A 20,274-nucleotide genomic window follows, 5' to 3' on the forward strand; every position below is an offset into this window, starting at 1 on the left:
TCCCCAGTCCTTTCCCCCCATTCCATGTCAAGACAAAAGCATACAATGCATAAATTCTTCACTTCACTTTTACAGATTCACGTTTTTACGCTCTTCTATCTTTACAGAAAGCAGCCAAACGAAATTTCCAAACTAACCCACCACTCAATAAACAAGAGTCTGTTAACAATCCCACTTTTATCGCGTATATTGCATTTGGGCAACCACCTCTCACCACCCCTCAAAGAATACTGTTTCACCAGACACGGACAGATAACCCCTACCCTCCAATATCCAGACACTCTCACAAAAAGCACCTTATTGATATACCCGAATTATTGATATGCTTGAAGGTCCCTCGACGGCATATCCTTGCCTCTAATGCCTCCATCTCACCCTACCTCAAATGACAATATTTTACTGCATAAGGCATAAGAATATAATGAGATAATTTTTAAGATACAAAAAAATGCTCTCATTTTCCAAATCTTTTAATTGTTCTTGCCAATCCCTTGAAATTACTTTATCACTCAAAAGGTGCCTTGATCATCTACGCAGCGATCAATAGGGAGTTGAAGCCCGAAAACTCAAACGTTAATTTACCCCACTTTGTGGGTATCCCGGAGTTCCGGGAGTTTTTGCTATGTCCAAGTGCTTGTCAGCACTAAAAGCAAAAAGCTGATTTGAGTTCAGTGCTTTCAACCTCCCGGAATACTCATGCGAGGGCGCTCGCAACTGGAGGGGAGCTTGAAGTGCAAACTAAAAATCCAGATTTCGCACTTTTTTAAAAAGTACCCAATCTTATAGTCTTTGAAATTATTTTGATTTTTCTTGCCAATCTTCTGAAATTGCCTTATGAATTGATCTGTGTTTTTGATCGTCCACGCAACGGTCAAATAGGGATTTGAAAGCCCGAACGCTCAGTACATAAATTTATCCCGCTTTGCGGGTATCCCGGAATTCCGGGAGCTTTTGCTATGTCCAAGTGCTTGTCAGCACTAAAAGCAAAAGGCTGGCTGAGCTCAGTGCTTTCAAACTCCCGGAATACTCATGCGAGGGCGCTCGCAACCGGAGGGGAGCTTGAAGTGCAAACTAAAAATTCACATTTCAATGATATTTCAATAGGTAAAAGAATCCGCCATAGACGCATTTCAATGGGACTTTCTCAAAAGGAATTAGGAAGCTATTTAGGTGTCAGTTTTCAACAAATCCAGAAATACGAAAAAGGATCTAATCGTGTAAGCGCGGGGTGTTTACTAGAAATTGCTAAAAAACTAGAGGTTCCTATGAACTTTTTTTATGCGGACCTTTTAACAGCAGATATTCCCACAAAAGAACATGCCTCACACCACGATCAAGACACCTATAGCGAAAAAGAACACGCCCTTTTAAAAAACTTTAGAGAACTCGAAGCGAAAAAACAAAAAGCAATCTTGTGGTTGATTTCTGATTAGACAAAAGCCCATCAATCGACATCCGTTGCCAATATTCCCCTCAGCCTAAAGCCTTGCCCGCCTGATATCACCACATCTCAAAAAACGGTTTACGACACCGGTTTACGACATCATAGGATAACAAACTTCAAAATAGGATAAAAACACCAAAACCTTGGAAAAACATCCCCACCCCTCTCACAGAATTTTATCAAGAGATCTCTTCTGATTTAAACGCACAATTCCGATTGTATCATTATGATACCTTTTTACATTTACCTTGTCAAGTTTTTATATTTTTCTTTTGATACTTTTGTGTTTTTCTTTAAGGGAGCCACATCCCTCAAAACACCTTTTCTGCAAAATGCCCCTCATACAAAACACAATGTCTAAAACAACAAGAGCTAAAATAGGCTTTCCCCTAAATAGGATTTCCCCTCTAAATAGGCTTTCATTGTATTGCTCATTCACCCACTTATTAAAAAAACACCTCTCAATGCTTCTCACACCCATTTCACGGATATCCCCCATACAAATATAGATGCAACTATAATTGTTAAGCTCCCCATAGAATATAAACGCCCACCACGAGATTTTTCTCTTCACATCTCTTTACACATCAACTCTGCAATCTGTTCACAGCCATTCCCCACACACTCTTCTCCAGAAAACGCACTTCAACAGCACTCTTCATCTCAACTTTCTCCTCCATTCACGAAGACACTTCCCCCAATCCTTCCCACCACATTCCATGCCATGATAAAAGCTCTCAGAAAGCACAAATCCCCCACTTCACTTTTACAGATTCACATTTTTACGCTTCTCCACATTTACAGAACGAAGCCAAGGAAAGGTTCACCGCCCCGCACCACTCTATAAACAATAGTCTATAAACGAACCCAGCTTTTTGCCTAGTACCCCTTACAGTCTTCAGACGCCCTCCTCAAACGACAGCACTTCGTCAAGCTTGACAAATCAAACCCTATCTCCTTAAAAACCGCCATCCTTCACGCATCTCTTTGCACCAACGCCTTACCCACACTCTCCCCCCTATCCATGCGCACACTCTCTTCATCCTCCATTCCCCCTTTTTCTCTCCCATCACACACTCACAACTTAACAGCACTCTTCATCCCAACTTTCTCCTCCATTCACGAAGACACTTCCCCCAATCCTCGCACCACATTCCATGCCATAATAAAAGCTCTCACAAAGCACAAATCCTCCGCTTCATTTTACAGATTCACATTTTTACGCTTTTACATCTTTACAGAACGCAGCCAAAGGAAACTCCCAAACCACCACGCGACAATTTGATAAAAACAAAACACCTTTCCAACAATCTCAAACAACAGATTTCTGTAAAGAGTTCATATGAATTTGATTGTTTAGATCTGACTATTAGATTGGCATATAGAGCCGTAGAACAGAAAGTAATTTTCTATAAGACAGAAACGATAAAAGCGCTATATAACTGAGACAGAACATGAAAGATTGCAAACAGATAAAACGACATCTTTCTTCGTTACAACACCGAAATTGTAAACGAGACGACGAATAACTGTCATCTGAATATGTAATTTTCACATCTGCAAATTTTTATTGATTAATTTAATCCCAACACTTCCCCTGAAACACATTTCTTCATTATCTACTTTTTTGAGACAAACCGGCAAAGGGGTTTCATCGATTATAAGTGCGGATATAATAACGCGTTACTCCAACCTCATCATAAGAAACCATAGACAAGATACCTGTCTTTATTGGCGTTATTTGATAAGTCAAGATTACACCATTTTGCTGTTTGTTTGGTTGATCTGTATAGATCACGTTATATCCATTCCGTCGCAAGAGATCAATAAATACAGGAGTAAAGTTGTCTTCTGTTTTATTTTTTTTCACAATAAGTGTTGTTGTAGCGGGCGGTAAAGGTTTTTTAAGATTACGAACAAAATCGTTAGCAATTAATTTTACATCATCTTTCGTAATATTTGGACTGACATAACTTGATGAATAATTACTGATAGATGCACAACCTGCCACCAATACAAGCGGTAACGGAAATAAATATTTTGACATCTTAACTCCCCTATTAATTGCATTCTCTTCTGAGAAGCTCCTACACCAGAAATAAGAGCCTCCTTTCAAAGAATAGCCTTAACAACATACTGCTTTACTATCAAGCATTAGTTAATCACTTTCTCGCTTGTTAAAAAAACGACCACCATCTCTCATAGTACTCAAAGCTTATGTTTAAGACACAAAATATATATGTTAAAAGTACGAAAAAACACATGTAAAGCATATAGTATATGTATACTTACTTTCATGGTGTGTTGCATTACATAAACCAACGCACAGCACCCTTCATTTCCCCTCCATTCACGAAGACACTTCCCCCCAATCCTTCTCACCCCTCCATATCATGACAAAAAACACGCACAATATATGAACCCATAAATCCTCCGCTTCACTTTTACAGATTCACATTTTTACGCTTTTACATCATTACAGAACAAAGCCAAGGAAAGCTTCATCCACCCCGTACCACTCTATAAACAACGGTCTGTAAAGAATTCAAATGCTTGCCTAGCAAGTTTCCACCACTGACCACTCATTCGTTTCAGATCACCCCCTTCAAAGAGCAGTGTTTTTACCTCATGAATAAGATAATGAGCGAACCGTCTTTAGAAAAAAGAAAAGGCATGGAGATATCAAATATATCAATGGTCATCATCGACTGTCGTGTTAAGGGGTGTTACATCTTTATTTTTCTTAATTTTTACAACGCCAATAATTCCGGTGGAAATAATTAATGCGGACATAGCTAAAAAAGAGCTTAACAATCCCACGAGTGCCAAAAGTCCAGCAATAAAGCCAGACATTGCTTCCGCAGAGTTTGCTAAAGTTGAAAAGGTTCCAAAGCTCTTACCAAAATCTTCACGACGAGAATATAATTGAATAGCTGAGACTAAACCAATATCCACAAAGGCACCAATAAATCCTAGAACAAATGCTAACACGAGAAGGAATTTTAAATAAATTTCTGCAGCGAAGGGCATAACAAACAGAATAACCCCATAAAGAAGCCAAAATATCATGAGCTTCAACGATGTAATATTTAATATAATTTTACTATATAACAAACCACCAACAATAGTTCCAACAGCCATGAGAGAAAAAATATAACTCACAAAGCTTTCCTCTCCCCCCACAAAAAGAACAAAAGCTGGAATTAAAAATCTTAAAATTGCACCCGTAAAGAGAATAGCAAACGATGAGCCAACGAGCGTAATAAATAAATTATTATTTTCTGTAGAAATATATTTAAGATATGAAGCTGTTTCTCGATAAATTTTTATAAAATTGAATGATTTATTCTCGCTTGAATTTAAATTCATGAGATTAAATAACATGATAATAGATATAAAATAGGTAAAAAAATCAAAAATGAGTACTGCCGATTTATTTGCTAAAAAAAGCAGTATGGAACAAACCAAAGGGCCAATGACGGCTGCCGTTTCCATGATAATTTGAGCAATGCTATTGGCCTTTGTAAGATCTTTTATTGAAAACATTCTGGGAATAGCAGCTTGAAAACTTGGTTGGAAAATACTTCTTCCTATCGTTGTACATATTGCTGCAAAAATAAGAACAATGATATGTGCCGTACCTGTTATATAAGTTATAAAAACAAACAATGAAGCTAATAATCTAACAACTTCACTTAAGATCATATTTTTCTTCAAAGAAAAATTATCCGCTAACCAACCTCCTATAGGGCCAAAAAAGAGAAAAGGGATAAATCGAAAAAAATACACAAGACCTGTAAAAAAGGTGTTATCTGTTAATTCTAAGACCAGTAAAATAAAAACAACTTCATAAGCATAATCACCAACTTTGGAAATAAAGAGAGAGCAAAAAAGAGCTAATGGACTCTTTTTTAAAAACAAATTCATATCAACCATCCGATATTAAACTTTTCTACACTTAAAGTTACACTTCCTTCGATACAATTGGTGATATGAACTTCAGAAGAGTCTTTTATTCTAATAAATCGCTTAATAAGTTAAGTGAAAATTTTTAAAGAAATACTCCTCTTGATATAAGCATTTACTCTAATATCAAGTAATATATTAATTTTTCTTGCTTATTTGCTTTAAAAAAGAAAGAATGTAAAAATTATGAGATCACAATCTTCCATATTATTACATTGACCTCCGCCCCACGTTTCAAAGAATGAAAATTCCCAACCAGCACTAATCTACAATCCCACGTCAAAAAGCAGCTTTCCCCACAAAATAAAGCTTACACCCACCCACGCCTCAAACGACAGCACGTCATCAGGCTCAACAAATCAAGCTCTATCTTCTGATAGCCGCCATCCATCACACATCTCTTTGCAACACCCGCCTTACCCACACTCTCCTCTTATCCATGCGCACTCTCTTCATCCTCCATTCTCCTTTTTCTCTCCCGTCACACACTTAACAACTTAACAGCACTCTTCCTCTAAACTTCCATTCACGAAGACACTTCCCCCCAATCCTCGCACCACATTCCACGCCCCCAAAAGCCCAAAGTGACCAAAAACACGCACAATATATAATCCACAAATCCCCCACTTCACTTTTACGGATATACGTTTTTACGCTTTTACATCTTTACAGAACGAAACCGACGAAAGGTTCACCACCCCACACCGCTCTATAAACAACAGTCTATAAACGAACCCAGCTTTTTGCCTAGTACCCCTTACAGTCTTCAGACGTCCCCCTCAAACGACAGCACGTCATCAGGCTCGACAAATCAAGCCCTATCTCCTTAAACCACCATCCTTCATCCCTTCGCACCACCACCTCTTATCCACACTCTCCTCCTATCCATGCGCACTCTCTTCATCCTCCATTCCCCCTTTTTTCTCCCATCACACACTTAACAACTTAACAGCACTCTTCCTCTAAACTTCCATTCACGAAGACACTTCCCCCCAATTCTCGCACCACATTCCATACCATGACCAAAAACACGCACAATATATAAATCCATAAATCCCCCACTTCACTTTTACGGATATACGTTTTTACGCTTTTACATCTTTAAAGAACAAAGCCAACGAAAGGTTCACCACCCCGCACCACTCTATAAACAATAGTCTATAAACGAACCCAGCTTTTTGCCTAGTACCCTTACAGTCTTCAGACACCCCCCTCAAACGACAACACTTCATCAGGCTCAACAAATCAAGGCCTGCCCTCAAATATTCTAGCTCTTCACACCCCTTCAAAGAGCAGTGTTTTATGGCATAAATAGAATAGAAAATTTTTGATTTTTCTTGCTAATCTTCTGAAATTACTTTATCACTTAAAGTGTGATTTTGATCGTCCACGCAACGATCAATAGGGAGTTGAAGACCCGAAACCTAAACATAAATTTATCCCGCTTTGCGGGTATCCCGGGATTCCGGGAGTTTTTGCTATGTCCAAGTGCTTCTCAGCACTAAAAGCAAAAAGCTGATTTAGGTTCAGTATTTTCAACCTCCCGGAATACCAATGCGAGGGCGCTCGCAACCGGAGGGGGGCTTGAAGTGCCAACTAAAAATCCACATTTTATCGACATTTTGATAGGCAAAAGAATCCGTCACAGACGCATTTCAATAGGACTTTCCCAAAAAGAATTAGGAAGCCATTTAGGTGTCAGTTTCCAACAAATCCAAAAATACGAAAAAGGCTTAAACCGTGTAAGTGCCAAATGTTTACTAGAAATCGCTCAAAAACTAGAAGTTCCTATGAACTTTTTTTATGCAGACATTGCCACAAAAGAAGATATCTCAACAAAAGAAAATACCCCACTCCGTGATCAAGAAACCTATAGCGAAAAAGAACACACTCTTTTGAAAAACTTTAGAGACCTCCAGCCGAAAAAACAAAAAGCAATCTTGTGGTTGATTTCTGATTAGGAAAAAGAGCAACGATCAACGTTATTTGCTAATATATCAAACAATAAAACATCCTTAAGTCAAATTCAGATCAGCTCCCCACACCCCTTCAAAGAGCAATGTTTTACGGCGGATAAACGGCATTTCTCTTTAACGTTTTTACGCACAAAGCAATAAAGCAATCCCGCTTGTGACTTCACTTATAACATTGCAAGAAAATAGTTTTCACGACAAACAGAAGTAAAAGAATCCTACGATATTCGAAAACGCTGATTTAACATGCAAAAACACCAGCCACTCCCTTTGCTTTGCAATAAAATACCGCTGTCTCATCGTGAATTTTTCTAAATCAGCACGCTTCAAAGAGCGGTGTTTATCACATAATAGGATTATCACCGCCCTTTATACCATGAATTTTTCCAAACTTAATCTTCAGGCAAAAATTCCAACCGATCTCCTTGTTTTGTAATTTTCACCGTTGTCTCATCGTGAATTTTTCCAAATAAGATGTTTTCCGCCAGTGGATCTTGAATTTCTTTTTGAATAATCCGTTTAAGCGGACGCGCACCATAGAGCGGATCATAGCCTTTATCGGCAAGAAATTTTCTCACCTCTGGCTCGATTTGCAAAGTTATTTTGCGTTCATTGAGCAAATTTTGCAAATGCTCTATCTGAATATCGACGATAGCTTCCATATCGTGACGTTGCAGCCTTTGAAAGAGAATAATCTCATCAATACGGTTTAAAAATTCAGGACGGAAAGCCGCTTTAACGACATTCATAACATCATTTTTTGCCTGATCGGTTGTTTGCCCTTCAGGCAAAGCAGTTAAAAACTCAGCACCAAGATTAGAAGTCATAATCAGCAAGGTATTGCGAAAATCAACGGTACGTCCTTGACTATCAGTCAAGCGTCCCTCATCCAACACTTGCAACAAGAGATTAAAAATATCAGGGTGTGCTTTTTCAATTTCGTCAAACAGAATAACCTGATAAGGTCTTCTACGTACAGCTTCGGTCAGCACCCCCCCCTCTTCATATCCAACATATCCAGGAGGTGCCCCAATCAGCCGCGCCCCAGCATGTTTTTCCATATATTCCGACATATCGATGCGCAACATGGCATTGGAGTCTTGGAAAAGAAAAGCGGCAAGAGCTTTGGTTAATTCGGTTTTCCCCACACCAGTAGGACCCAAAAACATGAAAGAGCCAAGCGGACGATTGGGATCTTGCAACCCTGCACGCGCGCGGCGTACAGCACGAGAAACAGCTTGCACAGCCTCTCCCTGCCCAATCACACGTTTGCTAATTTCATCTTCCATCCGCAACAGCGCCTCCCGTTCTGCCTCCAGCATTCGATCAACAGGAATACCGGTCCAGCGTGAAACAATCCGCGCCACATGTTCAGCAGTAACCGTCTCTTCAACGAGATGATTTTGTTGGTCATCATTTTCCGCAATACTCAATTGTTTTTCGAGTTCAGGGATAACGCTATAAGCGAGCTCTCCAGCGCGTTGGAATTGTCCATCACGTTGTGCAATAGCCAAAGCATTACGAGCTTCTTCGAGTTGTTTTTTCAAATCAGCAGCATGCCCTAATTTTTGTTTCTCAGCCTGCCAAGCACTTGTCATCTCAGCGGACTGTTGTTCCAATGTTTTGAGTTCCTCCTGCACATTTTCCAAACGTTCTTTTGCTGTTGGCTCGACATCTGTTTTCAAAGCTTCCCGTTCGATCTTCAACTGTAAAATACGCCGATCAACAGCATCGAGTTCTTCCGGCTTTGAATCGACCTGCATGCGCAACCGCGCCGCCGCTTCATCGATAAGGTCAATAGCTTTATCCGGCAAGAAGCGATCCGTAATATAGCGGTTAGACAAACGCGCCGCCGCAATCAAAGCACTATCAGCCAAGCGCACTTTGTGATGTTGTTCATATTTTTCCTTAATACCGCGCAAGATAGAAATAGTATCTTCCAAAGAGGGTTCAGGTACAAAGACAGGTTGGAAGCGGCGTGCAAGAGCAGCATCTTTTTCGACATATTTTCGATATTCATCGAGCGTAGTAGCGCCCACACAATGGAGTTCTCCGCGCGCAAGAGCAGGTTTTAACAAGTTAGAAGCATCCATAGGACCATCAGATTTTCCAGCGCCAACAAGATTATGCAATTCATCGATAAACAAAATGATCTGACCATTTTCAGCTTGCACCTCTGCCAGCACCGCTTTAAGGCGCTCTTCGAATTCCCCACGATATTTTGCACCAGCGATAAGCGCTCCCATATCCAACGCATGAAGCTGTTTATCCCGCAAAGTTTCAGGTACATCGCCATTAACAATGCGCAATGCCAACCCTTCCACAATAGCTGTTTTCCCCACCCCAGGCTCACCGATAAGCACAGGATTATTTTTGGTCCGCCGTGAAAGCACCTGAATAGTGCGGCGTATTTCCTCTTCCCGCCCAATCACAGGGTCGAGTTTTCCTTCACGGGCATCTTTTGTGAGATCCCGGGCATATTTTTGCAAGGCATCATATTGTCCTTCAGCATGGGGGCTTGTTGCTGTTTTTCCTTTCCGCAGCGCATTAATTGCCCGATTAAGCGCTTGCGGGGTCAATCCTCCACTTGTTAAAATATCGGCTGTTTTTGCGGTCTTTTCCATGATCAGCGCTTGCAACATGCGCTCCACGGTCACAAACTGATCACCGGCTTTTTTCGCAATATCCTCAGCCAGCGCGAAAACTTTTGCCAATGGCTGCGAAAGATAGAGCTGTCCATTTCCCCCCTGCACTTTAGGCAAAGCATCAAGTGCTTCTTTTAGCGCCTTTTGAATAAGAGTAAGATCACCACCAGCGTTTTGGATAAGCGATGCAGCCAATCCTTGAGAATCGTCTAACAACACTTTCAGGAAATGCTCCGGCATAAACTGCTGATGATCAGAAGCAAGAGCGCTATTTTGTGCTGATTGTAAAAAACCCTGCACGCGTTCGCTATATTTTTCCAAGTTCATTTTTTTTCCTTAAATCTCAAGCCATCACCACACTTTAACCTCTCCAATATTCCACAAAAGAAACATCCAGAAAGGATTTTCCAGCCTCTAAAAAACACCGCGAAAAAAGCAGCATGAAGAAGAACCATAGTGCTAAAAAGAATATGGGTTTCTACAAGCCTCATAGCAAGAGGGAGAAAAAAAATACGCTATCATTTTAAATAAAAACCGCAACTTTTCTTATACCCCCCATCATCACTCCCCTTTTTAAACCATCACCCCTAAATTCCACCATTAAACTTAAATTTGAACAGCAGAAAAGGAGCATGCAAAAACACTTTAAACAAAGTAGTCTTTACAGCATATAGTTTAGAGTAAACATTAAAGTATTTTCTCTAATTTTACTTAACAAAACATTGAATATATGCTTTAATACTTATAAAGTTACACTATTTTTATTAAGATAGAGGATTTGAGTATGTACCATACTGTAAAAAAGGTTATTTTAATACTTTTATTCCTTCTGATAAGTAAACCAAGCTATGCCGTTTTTGCCGGCAAAGTTATTACAATAGAGCATGAATGGCTTAAAAATGCATCATTTGATCTATTTGTTTTCACCCAGCAAGTAAATTACGATGGTGGACCTAACTCCATCTATTTCTGGGGAAATAAATTTGAATTCCAAAATGGAAAAAGTGGACAAATTGGTTTTTTCAACAGGAGCGGCCGTACCATTCATTTTTCTATCTGGAATGCAACGGGATGGAAGGGTAATACATGTAAGCATTTTACTCAGGAAGGTTCAGGAGTACGATGTGAAATTAACTTTCCATGGGAGATGGGACGCAGATATCGATTATATGTTGAAAAAAATGGAAATCTAGTTACAGCGACAGTAGTCGATTTTATAACGGGTAAAAAAGTGAATATTGGGACCATAGAAGTACCAAATACATTTGGACAACTCCGTAAATCTTCAAGTTTTGTTGAAGACCATTCTCGTTGGAAGAGACATCTCTCCTCCTGTTATGATTTAAGTCCGCAAAGTTCGATTTTTTTTGAGCCTCAAGGCATAAAACAAAACAAGCTACACGAAGGGAGTCTGAAAGCTTCTAATCAAGGAAAGTGTCAAGATTCTGACTTCATCCAAACATCATGTACATCCAACTTTTGCATGACAAGTATAAGCGACTTTGGAGGTTTAGCCTCGCCTACTACTAAACCAGAAATACAAATTTCCAATGAGAAAGATCTGTCTGCAGAAACAATTTCTAACGTTTTGAAACAAAAAGAGCTTGTCGTTATTCGTTCAAAAAATCGTTCTTGGGCACCCAATATCTTTTTGCCATCTCCTGATTCATTTAAGTGGAAATCAATCTTTATAGATCATCTAGCGGCTTTCAGTTCTACGCTTCACACCACTCACGGCACACAAAAGATAACCACAGGTCAAAAGATTATGTATATGTCTGATGGAAAAACTTGGAAGATTATGAAAAGAAACTAGCTTTTTTCTTCTTGATAAGCCCCTCACTCCCCTTTGAAAACAACTGGGGGTGAGAAAGTTTTTTTTCATTTCCCCACCACGGCTCCCTTTCCCAGTTATTTTTTCGAGCCCTACTCTCATCCCTTTAGCTCACCTCATCATCATACTTTCCAGGGCATTTTCTCCATTCTCACCCCCTTTCAAAACCACAACACCCTTTAATAAAATCCTCACCTCCCTCTTCTATCCTTTATTCTTCTTCATCACTTACTTGTGGTGGGGGTGGTAAAATATAAGAGCCTGAAAGCCAACGATTAAGATCAATAGCTCGGCACCGTGTGGAACAAAAAGGATAAGAAGATTTTTGTGACATCTGACCACAAATAGGACAAGGATGCGGAGGACGGGTCTCTTTTTGCAAATTTAGCTCTTTTTGTTCTTGGCACACCTTTGTCATTGGCTTCTTCATTAACTTTTCTTCTGTTGCTTTTTTTTCATTTTTGCTTTTCTCTTTTTGTTGCTTTTCACCTTGCATTGATCTTACCTTAAAGTTTTTCTAATGCGTTTGTTCAGCCCAGTGAGTGAAAAGTGGATAGTGATAAGCGGTCAAGAGATCGGCTGTTTCAGCCAAAGGCAATCCCACAACATTAGAATAAGAACCCGTGATATGGACAACAAAAGCCCCTGCTTTTCCTTGGATAGCGTAGCCACCCGCTTTCCCTTGCCATTCTCCTGAAGCAAGGTAAGCCTTCATCATGGCAGAGGTTAAGCGTCTAAAGCGAACACGACTTTCAACCAATTTTACGGTTATTTTTCCACGTTCATTGAGCGCACAAATGGCACCATAGACCTTATGCGAACGCCCAGAAAGGTATCGTAAACATTCATAAGCCTCATCCTCGCTTTCTGGTTTGGGGAAAATGGTCCGCCCAACAGCCACCACCGTATCAGCCGCCAAGATAATCATTTTCTGTCCAGGTAATTTTTCTTGACCATTCTGCAACTCGTCTTGACCATTCTGACTGTACCAGCGCAAAATTTTTTGGGCTTTCAGTGCTTTTTCTTTTGCCAAACGTTTGGCAAGGTTTGCAGGATGTTCTTTTAATTTTGGCGTTTCATCAATATCGCTTGCATAAACCTGCTGGGGATCAATCCCTATTTGTGCCAAGAGCGCTAAACGCCTTGGCGAAGCGGAGGCAAGCACCAAATGAATTTCTTCTGTAAGAGTATCTGCCAAACGTTTTTCCCCCCACTCTCTTATATTTCTCATTTCCACCCCTTCAAAATTGACTTCCCTCTCACCCCCTTTTTAAGCGCCCCCTTTTAAGCGCCCCTTTAGCCTCCCTTTTAAGCGCTATTGATCTCCTTATCCTTTTTCCGCATCGATTTTACAGTTTTTCAAGGCTCTTCAAACACTCCCCTTTTTTCACTCATGAAAAGCAAACTAAAAAACTGTTAAAAAATAATAGAAATAATATGATAGCTTTTAGAAAAAAGTGCAAGCCACCCACGAGGCTACTTATAGCGATATGTAATACGCCCTTTTGTCAAATCATAAGGTGTCATTTCCACCATGATTTTATCACCGGCCAACACCCGTATACGATTTTTCCGCATTCTACCAGCGGTATGGGCAATAATTTCATGATCATTTTCCAGTTTCACACGAAACATCGCGTTAGGTAAGAGTTCAGTAACGATACCAGAAAATTCTAAAACTTCTTCTTTTGACATAAACAAACATTTCCTTTACAGTGCACATATTTTGTTAAGCTGCGCGTTATTTCCAGCGTTCATATCCTATTTTCTTAAGTTTGTGAATAAAAATTCCACAAAAAGGGAAAGGTTTTTCAAGTTTACTCTCTCATGTTCTCAAAAAACGTCATCCCACACCTTAAGAATCAAAACTTTTTTTCCACCAATTTTACCCGCTAATTTCCTTCAATTTTTATGATGATTTTGGTTTCAGTGTGACAAGAAATTACGCTAATTTTTTCCCCTAAAGCATTTTCCCAACACCTCTGACTAATCCCTCCACAACTTACGAACAATCATCCTCTCTCCAACTTTTCCTCACCTTCCACACCTTAAACATGTGCCCTTCAGATAAACACCACTCCCCCCACGCCAGAAGCCCTTCCTTTTCTCAAAAACCTTCTCCATTCTTCACACACCATTCACAACATGCTTCACTGCCCCACACTTCATACTCTACGCATTTCCCATACAGCCTTCCCCATTTTTTCTCTCTTCACACGCTTCCTCTAAGCCACTCTTTCCATTTATGTTGTTCTTCCTACCTTCGAAAACACGATCCCTATACATTGCGTATCATTAACCACAACGCCTCTAACGACATAAAGCCTTTTCCTTTTTTACACATTTCCGTTTTTACGCTTTTACGTATTTACAGAATAAAGCCAAATGAAACTTCCACACCGCACCACTCTATAAACAATAGTATTACCCCAGCTTCTTGCCTAGCCAATCTCCCCCAAGCACACTTCAGATCACCCACCCACGGACTTCAGATTCCCCTCAAATGACACCACTTCATCAAGTACCATAAAAGCAAAGCGCTATCTCCTTCACACCATCCTTCACGCATCCCTTCGCACCACCGCCTCTTACCCCCTCTAGTCTGTTCATTCCTATTCCGCCCCCACACTCTCTTCTCCCTTCAATCTCCCTCCGCTTCATCCCAGCTTACCACTCCATTCACAGAAACTCTTTCCCCATTTATCTCTCCACATTCCATGCCATGATAAAATCATACACCACGCATAAAGTCCCAGCTTCCTTTTTTGCACATTTCCGTTTTTACGCTTTTACGTATTTACAGAAAGCAGAAAATCTGTAAAAAATGCATTACACAATAACGTTTTCAACAACTGTCATTAAAATCTCGCCTCCCTTTTCATCTAACTCCCCCTATTTTCACTTAAATCATAGATATAAACCGCCCTATTATTGTATTGAGCAGCATAAAATTTTTCGAAAAATTCTAACGATCAAAAGGGGGCATAAGAAGCATTTTACGACTTTTAAAAGAATTTTTATTTACACCCAGTGCTTTTTTGTAACGTAGAAGAGCACATTTAATTAATTGACTATAAGAAAGTTTGAAATAAGAGAAGCTTTTCGTTTTTCTCGTTCAACATCCACAACGATAACTCATTCTTATAAATCAATTTTTTTCGTAATACAAAACGCACCAAAAGGAATAGACTTGTGTTGCATATTCACGCGCTTGTTTTAAAGAAAGATCTCTCAACGCTCATCACACCCATTTTGCAAAACGCCGCCCGTAAAGAAATGGTAAGCCCCCATGAAGTATATAAAATCCTTTCAGCCCTCCCCTATCTTTACGCGTATGGAAAAACACGTTTACGCTTATGGAAGAACAAGGCCGGCATCATCACAAAAACTCTGCCAGCTCCCAATGTTGCAGACAGCCTTCGGTTCAAGAGATAATTCATTAAAGGCATGCCTTTCTTGTACAGTTTTGACCCACATGCACGCCCCACCACTTATGATGTATAAGCCAAGTAATTTTAATTGATTTAATATGAGAGAACTGGTGATGAAAAATTTTATTATATTCAGCAACGCGCTTCACGGTAAAAAAATGGTTATTTATTATTATAAATCAATATATTAATAAAGAAGAGAGTCATCATCAAGACGCTTACCTTTTTCTAAAAAAGGCTTCACACTGAAAGAAAACATCTAAAACTTAGATAAAAAAAAAAGGTTTGCCTCTAATAAACAAACCTCTGCAGAAAATTATTCACATAACTTTCAAAATTTTAAATTAATCCCTCTAGAAGCAATAAAAACGCTTTAGAAGCACCAAAATGAATACAAAGATCAATTTAACACAATGTTAAGAAAAATCAAGAACAAAAAATTTTTATCGTTAATGCACCTTTAAAAAACGAGGCTTCTTAACCCACGCGGCTCAAAAGTCCGGGGCTTCTTCTACAAACGCCTCCAAGCCAATCAATCCCTTCATCTCTCTCAAAAGACAGCATAAAAGGTTCACAATACAAGTCTTCGCTAAAAAAAATATCAATCGCCAGCGCTCATAAAAGCCAGCGTTGGTATAAAAGATCAGATTATCGAACAATCTTGCTAAAATGTCTTCCCAATAAATAAAAAAGAAGCGGATTCTTAAATATTTCCGCCTCTTTAACAATAAAAATTATGATGAGGGATTATTAAAAAATTTCAAGACTGTGAAGGGAACCAATTTGATAACAATTCATACCTTACAGGATCATCGGCACACTGTCCACCACCACATTCCAGTATGGTAGAAATCAAATTTGCCGCAATCAAAAACACAAATAAAAAACTTGCCGCTTTACTCAAGACTGGAAAAGGAGAAAATTCTTTGAACTTGTGTGCCAACTCGCCTAAAATCATGACAAATGAGACAGCAAAGATACAAAGGACAGAAATAATGAAAGCCCAAGTATAAAAATGCAATCCAAAGAACGTTGAACCATATCCTAAATCATCGGGTGTGATATGCAAAAACACTTGCCGTGCTGCCACAGCACTGGTTACCATACAACCAAGAATAACCATACCATAATGGGTATTTTTCACCTTATGGTGAATATTGAGTAAGAACCCACAACCTGCCAGCATCAATCCAACGCGCTGCAGCAAACAAAGGGGACAAGGTAACTCAAACTTTACCAATTGATAATAAAAAGCCACCACCAAGACAATAGATAACCCAAAGAGTCCTAGCGTATTCATAAAGATGACGAAGTGAGGATTTTTTTGTTCAACATGTTCCATGGCTATTCTCTCAAAAAGATAAATTTAAAGTAGAAGTTGCGTGATGATTGAAAGTGAGAAGAATGACAACGAATAAAATTGCCCACAAAGCATAACTTATATTTTTTTTACCACACATAGTCGTTACTGCAGTACCTAAAGCGATTAAAAATGGAAGAAACATAGCTTTTAAATCTCCTTTACATCCGTTGTTTAACTCTTATTTATTTCAGCGTTCACCATATTACAAAATTGGGCAAAAAAGAGACCATGGATTTATTATTCACAATTCGTCACTCGCGATTGATATTGCCATTATATTTAAGTGAAAAAACGATATAATCGCTCAGAAGCACATCTCAACAAAAGCGTTAAAAGCACAAAAGCGTTGATTATTCGCTTCCCCTTATATCAGCCATTGTTAAAGATATATCGACAATTATAAAGATTATATCCCCTATAAAGATTATATCCCCCACTCACAAAAGAATCACTTGAACAACAAAATAAATAGGCTTTGAAATCGAGAGATATACATCTCTTTTTTTCTCAAAAGAATATCCTCATTTTGCAACACATTTTTGACATAAAAATCTCTTTTTCTCATAAGCAATGTTTCAAATTGCAACAGATTTTATATCATATGGTGATCTTGTTTATTTTAGCAAATAAAAAATAAGACATTTTTTAAAAAAAAACTTATAATCAATGGCTTTTCCCCAATACACTTTTCCCTCTTATCTTAAATAAAAGACAATACCGCAAGCTCAACAGCCTCATGGGTCCCACGCCACCCCGTGACATTACCCTCCCCGCTCACAAGAAGTGCTTCATGCCTTCAATACTTTAGTTTTTCATCTCTCGAGATCCCCTTTAAATTTTTAGCTTTCCACCTTATTTGAAAAATAACTGTTTCTCTGTCATCAATTGGCTTTGCAAAAAGAATATAAAACTTTAAAAAAATAATGATAAAGAATCGCATTGAACCTTTGAAAAGGATAGAGAATGATGAAAAAATCATGTGATGTGGCGATTTTAATGGGGAGCCAATCGGATTGGCAAACGATGTGCCATAGTGCAGATATTTTGACGAATCTTGGTATTTCTCATAGTTCGCATATTGTCTCAGCACACCGAACTCCTGAACGCCTTTATCAATTTGCAAAAGAAGCAAAAGAAGCAGGGTTTAAAGTTTTAATTGCCGGTGCGGGGGGTGCAGCGCATCTTCCAGGTATGTTAGCAGCCCTTACTCCTCTTCCTGTTTTTGGCGTTCCAGTGCATTCTCACTCTCTTTCTGGTCAAGATTCTTTGCTTTCAATCGTGCAAATGCCAGCAGGGATACCCGTCGGCACATTAGCAATTGGCAAAGCAGGCGCAATTAATGCAGCACTTTTAGCCGCAGCCGTTATGGCCGTTTATGACCATGATCTCGCCCAACGATTAGAAGATTGGCGTCAACAACAAACAGCCAATGTCGCCCAAACGCCTGTAACGGAGGTTTAAAATGGCACCGTTTTTCAACACCTCCTCAGCCAACACCACCTCGTCCAACACCACTCCCTCCAACACCACCTCGTCCAACACCACTCCCTTCACCATGTTACCTCCAGGCAGCGTCATTGGTTTAATCGGGGGGGGACAATTAGCGCGGATGCTCGCCATAGCGGCCGCAGAATTAGGATTTCGAACCGTTATTTTTTGCCCTGAAGCCGATTGCCCAGCCGCTCAAACAGCAAACAACCATATTGTTTCCTCCTATGACGATATATCAGCTTTAGATCATTTTATTTCTCAGTGTGATGTTGTCAGCTATGAATTTGAAAATCTTTCGCTTCAAACGGTTCAATATGTAGAAAAGAGTAAGCCTGTTTATCCTTCTTCCAAAGCATTAGAGATCACGCAAGATCGACTTTTTGAGAAGCAATTTTTGCGTGATCAAGGGATTGGCACCGCGTTATGGCACGCTGTTGACAATTCTTCTTCTATTCTTTCCGCTCTTGATACCTTAGGCGGACGTGGTCTTTTAAAGACGCGTCGTTTTGGTTATGACGGGAAAAACCAGATCAAGCTTGATCACCCAGATGAACAAACCCTTGACGAAGCCTTAAGGACTTTTCAAGAACAGCCTTGTATTTTGGAAGAAATAGTTCCTTTTTTATCGGAAATTTCGGTTCTCTCGGCACGTACAAAACAAGGAGAACATATTTTTTATGACTGCCCTGAAAATCAACACAAAAATGGTATTCTTCATAAGTCCTTTGTTCCATCACATATTCCACTTGACGTGCAAAAAGCAGCTCAAGAAATCAGTGTAACAGTCATGGATGCCCTCGATTATGTTGGTGTTCTTTGTATTGAACTTTTTGTCTTAACGAATGGTCATCTTTTAGTGAATGAATTAGCACCGCGTGTCCATAATTCTGGTCATTGGACACAAAAGGCATGCATAACTTCACAATTTGAACAGCATATACGTGCTATTTGCGGACTTCCCTTAGGTAGTCCCTATCGCCATAGCGATTGCCAAATGACCAATCTTCTTGGTAACAATTTTAGCACGTTAAAATATTTTCTGAAGCAAGAGCGCACATCGATCCATTTATATGGCAAAAGCACTGTTCACCCCAACCGCAAAATGGGGCATATCATCCAATTACTGGGACCAGCCAACAAATCTTAAGCCCACATATATACAAATACTTTTTCACACTTTTCCCCCAAATGAACTGAAAAAACAACCTCTCCCCCACACCGATATCCAGCGGCTTCAAAAGCGCCCCCCCCCCTAACCTTTTAATTCGCCCCTGAAAGGGCGTGAAGCCCTCCTACAAGCTCCTTCTCTCTTAAAAACATCACCTCTTCCCCTTCCAAACCGCTTCATCCTACACGAACATCTCATCCGCCCTCAAAAACAAAGCTTCACTCCACACCGATATCCAAGCAGCACAACAAGCGCTCCCAACCCTTCAACTCCACCCCCTAGCTCTTCTCCTCTTCCTTTTCTCAAAAATATCCCCCCACGGCTAAAAACAATCCACCAGCCCCCAATTTCACTACCCCTCCACCTCCCACAGCATAAATATTCCCCTATAACATACGCAGCCCCTTCATTTTTCTTTTAATGCCAATCTTTAAGAAATAGACTGATCTATTGCACCCCATAGATACCAATCCCCATGATTGCGCTTTTATTGTCTCTAGCTTCTCTTCTTATGTTCATTTTTTCACAAAAGCATTTTCACAAAAGCATCGTTTTGTTTTCCATAAAATCGCTGCAAAGAGGTAAAACGTATTACTCTCCCCAAACAACTCTCGAGAATTCGGCCCAATATCAGCCAGACGATAGCCCCCTCCAGCATAGCAACTTTCTTCTTTTTCTCCTCTCTCTTTTTCCTTCAACGGATAGAAGATTTTCTCCTTTCGTTAATTCCCCCCAACACATTCCTCGAAAAGGTTTCCTGAACTTCTCCCCAAAGGCTTAAGTTTCTTCTTTTCAGATCAATTTTTCTTCTCTCACGCCCCCTCTCTTTTCAGCGCATCCATTTTCCTACCTTTTAATCCTGTTAAAACAATGAATTATAAGGTGCATCACCACCGTATAATGCGCATTGGTTTTATGGCATCTCTTTATTGCATCTCGCACAATTCTTTATGAACTCC

15 protein-coding genes are annotated in these 20,274 nt (G+C 39.7%); 6 read left to right on the plus strand and 9 right to left on the minus strand.

The annotated features are described in order from the left end of the window. Nucleotides 1–1,064 precede the first annotated feature (1,064 nt). Nucleotides 1,065–1,433, plus strand: a complete 369-nt coding sequence (locus tag ACFIMA_RS05235; RefSeq protein ID WP_375677867.1) for a helix-turn-helix domain-containing protein — start codon at nt 1,065–1,067, stop codon at nt 1,431–1,433. Nucleotides 1,434–3,095: 1,662 nt separating this feature from the next. Here the strand turns inward: ACFIMA_RS05235 and ACFIMA_RS05240 are convergent. Continuing rightward, complete coding sequence (locus ACFIMA_RS05240; RefSeq protein WP_375613814.1) at nt 3,096–3,491, minus strand: hypothetical protein; 396 nt, start codon at nt 3,489–3,491, stop codon at nt 3,096–3,098. 644 nt (nt 3,492–4,135) lie between these two features. After that, entirely contained in the window at nt 4,136–5,371 is a 1,236-nt protein-coding gene (locus ACFIMA_RS05245; protein WP_375693187.1) for an MFS transporter, read from the minus strand. A gap of 1,628 nt (nt 5,372–6,999) precedes the next feature. On the opposite strand from ACFIMA_RS05245, the gene ACFIMA_RS05250 reads away from it, so the two are divergent. Next, on the plus strand, nt 7,000–7,371 hold the full coding sequence (locus ACFIMA_RS05250; protein ID WP_375613820.1) for a helix-turn-helix domain-containing protein: 372 nt from the start codon (nt 7,000–7,002) through the stop codon (nt 7,369–7,371). 404 nt (nt 7,372–7,775) lie between these two features. Here ACFIMA_RS05250 and clpB read toward each other — a convergent pair whose 3' ends face one another. Beyond that, nucleotides 7,776–10,355, minus strand: coding sequence for an ATP-dependent chaperone ClpB (gene clpB, locus ACFIMA_RS05255; RefSeq protein WP_375611673.1), 2,580 nt, complete (start codon nt 10,353–10,355; stop codon nt 7,776–7,778). A gap of 457 nt (nt 10,356–10,812) precedes the next feature. On the opposite strand from clpB, the gene ACFIMA_RS05260 reads away from it, so the two are divergent. After that, nucleotides 10,813–11,844 carry a DUF3472 domain-containing protein gene (locus ACFIMA_RS05260; RefSeq protein WP_375613817.1) on the plus strand — a complete coding sequence of 344 codons (1,032 nt, stop codon included), beginning with the start codon at nt 10,813–10,815 and terminating at the stop codon, nt 11,842–11,844. 229 nt (nt 11,845–12,073) lie between these two features. On the opposite strand, the gene yacG is transcribed toward ACFIMA_RS05260, so the two are convergent. The 4 genes from yacG to ACFIMA_RS05280 form a co-directional block, all read right to left on the minus strand. Then, nucleotides 12,074–12,358: a DNA gyrase inhibitor YacG gene (gene yacG / locus ACFIMA_RS05265; protein ID WP_375611670.1), complete on the minus strand. Its 285-nt coding sequence runs from the start codon at nt 12,356–12,358 to the stop codon at nt 12,074–12,076. A gap of 21 nt (nt 12,359–12,379) precedes the next feature. Then, on the minus strand, nt 12,380–13,093 hold the full coding sequence (locus ACFIMA_RS05270; RefSeq protein ID WP_375611669.1) for a Maf family nucleotide pyrophosphatase: 714 nt from the start codon (nt 13,091–13,093) through the stop codon (nt 12,380–12,382). 245 nt (nt 13,094–13,338) lie between these two features. Beyond that, a complete protein-coding gene (gene infA / locus ACFIMA_RS05275) occupies nt 13,339–13,557 on the minus strand; it encodes a translation initiation factor IF-1 (RefSeq protein WP_004857577.1) in 219 nt (72 codons plus the stop codon). Nucleotides 13,558–14,379: 822 nt separating this feature from the next. Further along, the gene (locus ACFIMA_RS05280) at nt 14,380–14,523 is read right to left on the minus strand and encodes a hypothetical protein (RefSeq protein ID WP_375631466.1); all 144 of its coding nucleotides are present in this window, start codon (nt 14,521–14,523) and stop codon (nt 14,380–14,382) included. Between the two features lie 531 nt (nt 14,524–15,054). On the opposite strand from ACFIMA_RS05280, the gene ACFIMA_RS05285 reads away from it, so the two are divergent. Then, nucleotides 15,055–15,297 (plus strand): hypothetical protein, encoded by a 243-nt coding sequence (locus ACFIMA_RS05285; protein WP_375631866.1) that lies wholly within the window; start codon nt 15,055–15,057, stop codon nt 15,295–15,297. A 756-nt stretch (nt 15,298–16,053) separates the two neighbouring features. Here the strand turns inward: ACFIMA_RS05285 and ACFIMA_RS05290 are convergent. Both ACFIMA_RS05290 and ACFIMA_RS05295 read right to left on the minus strand, forming a co-directional pair. Beyond that, entirely contained in the window at nt 16,054–16,635 is a 582-nt protein-coding gene (locus ACFIMA_RS05290; RefSeq protein ID WP_375613594.1) for a disulfide bond formation protein B, read from the minus strand. Nucleotides 16,636–16,645: 10 nt separating this feature from the next. After that, nucleotides 16,646–16,798 carry a DUF5993 family protein gene (locus tag ACFIMA_RS05295; RefSeq protein WP_273790835.1) on the minus strand — a complete coding sequence of 51 codons (153 nt, stop codon included), beginning with the start codon at nt 16,796–16,798 and terminating at the stop codon, nt 16,646–16,648. 821 nt (nt 16,799–17,619) lie between these two features. On the opposite strand from ACFIMA_RS05295, the gene purE reads away from it, so the two are divergent. Beyond that, nucleotides 17,620–18,117 (plus strand): 5-(carboxyamino)imidazole ribonucleotide mutase, encoded by a 498-nt coding sequence (gene purE / locus ACFIMA_RS05300; RefSeq protein WP_375610656.1) that lies wholly within the window; start codon nt 17,620–17,622, stop codon nt 18,115–18,117. A gap of 1 nt (nt 18,118) precedes the next feature. Continuing rightward, nucleotides 18,119–19,294 carry a 5-(carboxyamino)imidazole ribonucleotide synthase gene (locus ACFIMA_RS05305; RefSeq protein ID WP_375693738.1) on the plus strand — a complete coding sequence of 392 codons (1,176 nt, stop codon included), beginning with the start codon at nt 18,119–18,121 and terminating at the stop codon, nt 19,292–19,294. Nucleotides 19,295–20,274: the final 980 nt, after the last annotated feature.

Origin of the sequence: Bartonella sp. AP88HLJMH, from assembly GCF_042195605.1 — a bacterium.
In the GTDB taxonomy this organism is placed as follows: Bacteria; Pseudomonadota; Alphaproteobacteria; order Rhizobiales; family Rhizobiaceae; genus Bartonella.